Source organism: Telluria sp. ZT3P26, assembly GCF_059686035.1.
Genome location: NZ_JCASII010000020.1, coordinates 1 through 4,958, shown reverse-complemented (window position 1 = coordinate 4,958; position 4,958 = coordinate 1). Strand labels below are relative to the sequence as shown.

Below are 4,958 nucleotides of genomic sequence, written 5' to 3'. Positions count from 1 at the left end.
TGTATTACAATCAACAGCGCCTCCACCAAACCCTCGGCTATCGAACACCCGACCAGGTGGAAAAAATTCTCAGGTGTACCTGATTCAATCTGTCCACCATCCCGGTGCATCTCACTCCGACCCTAGTTATCTCTGAGGCAATTGGCCAATAATTCGACTCTGACCCTAATTAATTTTTATGTAAATTTGGCGAGTTTGGGTAGCTGCAGGAAATTAATGCCGGGAGTATTTGAATGTGCCGTAACTTCTACCAAACTCAAGCAGAAAACCACCGCAAAAACAATTAGGGTCAGAGTCGAATTGTTTGACAACTTTTGCGGATGAGCCGTTAATGCGACTCTGACCCTAGTTATCTCGGGGGCAATTGGCCAATAATTCTACTCTGACCCTGATTGCAGGATGGCGGTGAGTTCGGTGGTGATTTGCGTGGCCAGGTGGTGGATGTGGAGGCCGTCGACGAAGCCGTGGTGGGCCTGGACCGAGAATGGCAGCGTCAGGTTGCCGTTCGGGGCGTCGCGAAAGCGTCCCCAGGCCAGTGACGGGATATCGGGTTGCGCCAGCACCGCTGTCGGGTGCTGGATCGATGTGAAGTCGAGCCAGGGGATGCAGGTGACGAAGACCTGCTCTTTTGCTGCGCGCGGCGACAGGCTTGCGTAGCTTGTATTCAACGCCGTCATGCCGGCGGCCTCGGCGCCAGCGGCGCGGCTGCGGGCGACGAACGTGTGCAGGTCGTCGGACCATGCGAACATCGCGAAATTCAGGTCGTCGTTGGCGTTCGTGACGGTGAACGATGGGTTCAGGCGTTCGATGCGGATGACCTCGCCGTCCAGGATGCGGTAGCAGAAGTTCTCGATCTTCAGCACCGCGCGCAGCGTGGCGCATAGCAGCACGTGGAATGGTGCCAGGCCCTGCGCGCGGCACCAGGGACGAAAGTCCGGCAGCGTCAGCGTGAAGCACAGGTTCAGCGCCGGGCTGTCCATGCTGTCGAACAGCGCGAAGCGGTCGCGCCGTCGTTCGAACTTGTCCATTCTGATTGCCAGTCGCTTACGCCTGCGGTTTGTTCAGGCGGCTGTTGCGCATGCTGTAGACGAAGTAGGTCACGACCGCCACGCCCATCCAGATGAAGAACACGCGGAACGTCGTGCTCGACAAATCCTTCATGATGTACAGGCAGGCCAGGACCGACAGCCCCGGCACCACATACGGACCGAACGGCACGCGGAAGCCCGGTGGCGCGTCAGGGCCCTGCTTGTGGCGGATCACCGGCACCGCGATCGACACCACCATGAACGCCGTCAGCGTGCCCATGCTGACCATGTCCCACAGGAAGGTGGAATCGACCGTGCCGGCCACCAGGCCCACGACGCTGCACACGATGATCGTATTGCCCACCGGCGCCTGCGTGCGCGGGCTGACTTTCTGGAATACTTTCGGGATCAGGCCATCGCGGCTGATCGCGTACAGGATGCGGGTCTGGCCGTAGATCGTCACCAGCGTCACCGAGAACACCGACACCACGGCGCCAGCCGACAGGATCAGCGCCGGCCAGGCCTGGCCCGTCACGTTTTGCAGGATCACCGACAGGCCGGCTTCCTGGCCTTCGAACAGGTGCGCCGGCTGCGCGCCCATCGCGGCAACCGCCACCAGCATGTAGAACACGGTGACGATGACCAGCGCCGACAGGATCCCGATCGGCACGTTGCGGCGCGGGTCCTTGACCTCTTCGCCGGCGGTCGCGATGGTGTCGAGGCCAATAAACGAGAAGAACACGGTGCCGGCAGCGGCGGTCACGCCGGCCATGCCCGCGTAACCCTTGCTCTCGTCCATATTGAAGAACGGCTGGAAGTTGTTGGCGTCAAAGCCGGTGAACGCGATCGCGGCAAAGAACACCAGGATCGCCAGCTTGATCATCACCATGATGGCGTTGGTCGTGGCCGATTCCTTGGTGCCGCGCACCAGCATGATGCCGCACATGATCACGAGGATGATCGGCGGCAGGTTGATGTTGCCCGGATTGAACGAGACGTTATGGTGGTCCGACACGAACATCGGCGAGCGCAGTTCGGCCGGTATCTGCCAGTGGAACGCATTGAGCAGGAAGTTGTTCAGGTAATCGGACCAGCCGATCGATGTCGCACTGGCCGCCAGCCCGTATTCGAGCAGCAGGCAGGCGGCGACGATGAACGCCGCGAATTCGCCCAGCGTCGCATAGGCGAACGAGTACGAGGAGCCCGATGCGGGCACGCGCCCGGCCAGTTCGGCGTAGCACAGCGCAGTCAGGCCGGCGGTGATCGCCGCGAGCAGAAACGAGAGAACGACGGCAGGACCGGCCTTCGGCACCGCTTCGACCATCGTGAAAAAGATGCCTGTACCGATCGTGGCACCCACGCCGATCATCGTCAGCGGGAACAGCCCGAGCGAGCGGTGCAGGCCGGGCAAGGCGCCGGCAACGCCAACGGATGTGCCCTCGTCGTGATGGCGTCCCGCCGGTTTGGTACGTAGCAGCTTTTGGCCCAGAGTCTGATTCACGGCGAGTCCTTCAGTACGCGGTTGCAATCGCGTTCGATGCCGCCGGTAAGCAGTCCCCAAACGCAGTCTCAAAACGAAGCTGCGATTATAGGGGACTCCGCTGTCGCTGAAGACATTTTGTTTGCACGCGCGACAAGACCTCAATCCAGCAGGTGGATGCGCTCGCCCGTCATGCTGCGCTGGGCCGGCTGGCCATACACGCGGATGCCGCCCGAGCCCGAGGTACGGGCAAACAGCGACTGCCTGACCGTGGCCCGGATGCTGCTGCCGCCGCTCGCACTGAGGTCGGCGTCCTGCGTCGCCAGGCCTGCCAGGTCGGCGCTGGCCGAGCCGCTCACGCGGGCGTTGAGCGAGCGCACCGCGCCGCTGGCCTCGAGCGAACTCGATCCACTCAGCTCCATGCGCGCGGCCTCGCCGCTGACCGGCCCGAGGCGCATCCGGCTCGACCCGGACAGCGTGACATCGATGCTGTTGCTGGTGAGCCGGGCCGCATCCAGCAGACCGGAGCCACTCGCCCGCGCATGCAGGTTGCCGGCTGCGCCGGCCAGCGTCACGCTGGCCGAACCGCTCTTGCGCACGTCCAGCGGCGCACCATTCAGGCCTCCCACGTCGACGCGGGTCGCGCCCGACGCGCGCACCTCGGTCAGGCGGGGCGTCGTGTAGACGATGCGCAGCGGCGTCTTGCTGCGCAGGTTCTGCTCGGACCAGATGCGCAGCGTGTCGCCCTGCGTCTCGGTACGAATCAGCGGCAACAGGTTGCTGTCGGCTTCCACCACCAGCGACGCCACCGGCCCCACACGCACATCGACCGCCAGCGCGCCGCTCACGTCCAGCGCCGGCAGCGCCGTGATGGCGCGGGCATCGCGCGCCGCGACACCGTTCCCCTCCGTCGTCCCGCTGCTCCACGACGTATGAACTCGCATGTCGCTGCCATCCTGCGGCGCGACGATGATGGCGCAGCCGGCAAGGGCAGCAAGAGCGGCAAGGGCGATGAGAGTACGCATGGCAGTCCTGACAGGTTGTTGTTCGGGTGATGGCACTCTACCAACCACCCTGCCCTGCAACGTGCTGCATGCGACAGACTGCAGGAACGGCGTCGTGGACTGCATGCCCCCGGCGCGAACCGTGTCAGGCCTGGCCTGGCCGCGTCGTATCGAACAGCGTCTTGAATTCGTGCGGCTGCGAGCGCCAGTACTGTGGCGGCGCGCTCACCTGCGCCCCCAGTTCAGCCGCCGCATGCCACGGCCAGCGCGGGTCGTACAGCATCGCGCGCGCCAGAGCGATGACATCCGCCTGGCCCGCCTGCAGAATGGCTTCGGCGTGACGCGCCTCGGTGATCAGGCCCACGCCGATCGTCGGCAGGCCCGTGTCACGCTTGATCCGTTCGGCAAAGCCGATCTGGTAGCCCGGTTCCACCGGAATCTTCTGGGCGGTCGACACGCCGCCGCTCGACACGTGGATGAAGTCGCACCCGATGCGCTCGAGTTCCTGCGCAAGGCGCACGCTCTGCTCGAGGTCCCAGCCGCCATCGACCCAGTCGGTGGCGGAGATCCGCATCCCGAGCGTCATCGACGGCACGGCGGCGCGCACGGCCGCGAAGACCTCCAGCGGATAGCGCATGCGGTTCTCGAGCGAGCCGCCGTATTCGTCGGTCCGGCGATTGGCCAGCGGCGAGAGGAACTGGTGCAGCAGGTAGCCGTGAGCGCCGTGCAGCTCGATCGCGTCAAAACCCAGCGCGTGTGCGCGGCGTGCAGCGGCAACGAAACTGTCACGCACCCGCGCCAGGCCGGCGGCATCCAGCGCCAGCGGCGCGGCGTCACCCTCGGTGTGCGGCACGGCGGACGGACCTTCAGTCTGCCAGCCACTGGCGGCGTCGGGGGCGATCTGCGCGCCACCTTCCCACGGCACATTCGTCGACGCCTTGCGGCCCGCATGACTCAGCTGAATGCCGATCTTGATCGGCGCATGACGGCGCATCGCCGCCAGAATCGGCGCCAGCGCATCAGCGTGCGCATCGGACCACAAACCCAGGTCACTCGGCGAAATGCGGCCTTCCGGCACGACAGCGGTGGCCTCCAATGTGATCAGCGCGGCGCCGGACAGCGCCAGGCTGCCCAGGTGGATCATGTGCCAGTCGGTGGGCAGGCCATCGACAGCGGAATACTGGCACATCGGGGCGATGGTGATACGGTTGGACAGCTCGAGGGGGCCGAGCGCGTACGGTGAAAACAGCATGGTCATGGTGGCTCCTGCATATCAAGGGCACCAGTCTAGCCCGACCTGAAAATTCGTGTCGTCGACCCAAAAAAGCGGGGGTCAGATACCGTCTTGAATTGCAAGCCGATTCGATAAGAAATTTGCGTCGAATGGCTTGCCTGTTCGAATGACGCCGTAGATCAGATGGGCCAATTTGTGCGTAACGGCGCCGA

General features: G+C 64.2%; 4 protein-coding genes. All 4 read right to left on the bottom strand.

Going from position 1 to position 4,958, the window contains the following annotated elements:
• Positions 1–377: 377 nt before the first annotated feature.
• On the bottom strand, positions 378–1,028 hold the full coding sequence (locus tag AC56LN_RS23365; RefSeq protein ID WP_499574946.1) for a CatA-like O-acetyltransferase: 651 nt from the start codon (positions 1,026–1,028) through the stop codon (positions 378–380).
• Positions 1,029–1,044: 16 nt separating this feature from the next.
• Positions 1,045–2,529: an APC family permease gene (locus AC56LN_RS23360; protein ID WP_499574945.1), complete on the bottom strand. Its 1,485-nt coding sequence runs from the start codon at positions 2,527–2,529 to the stop codon at positions 1,045–1,047.
• Positions 2,530–2,669: 140 nt separating this feature from the next.
• The gene (locus AC56LN_RS23355) at positions 2,670–3,533 is read right to left on the bottom strand and encodes a head GIN domain-containing protein (RefSeq protein ID WP_499574944.1); all 864 of its coding nucleotides are present in this window, start codon (positions 3,531–3,533) and stop codon (positions 2,670–2,672) included.
• A gap of 124 nt (positions 3,534–3,657) precedes the next feature.
• Positions 3,658–4,770 carry an NADH:flavin oxidoreductase/NADH oxidase gene (locus AC56LN_RS23350; protein ID WP_499574943.1) on the bottom strand — a complete coding sequence of 371 codons (1,113 nt, stop codon included), beginning with the start codon at positions 4,768–4,770 and terminating at the stop codon, positions 3,658–3,660.
• Positions 4,771–4,958: the final 188 nt, after the last annotated feature.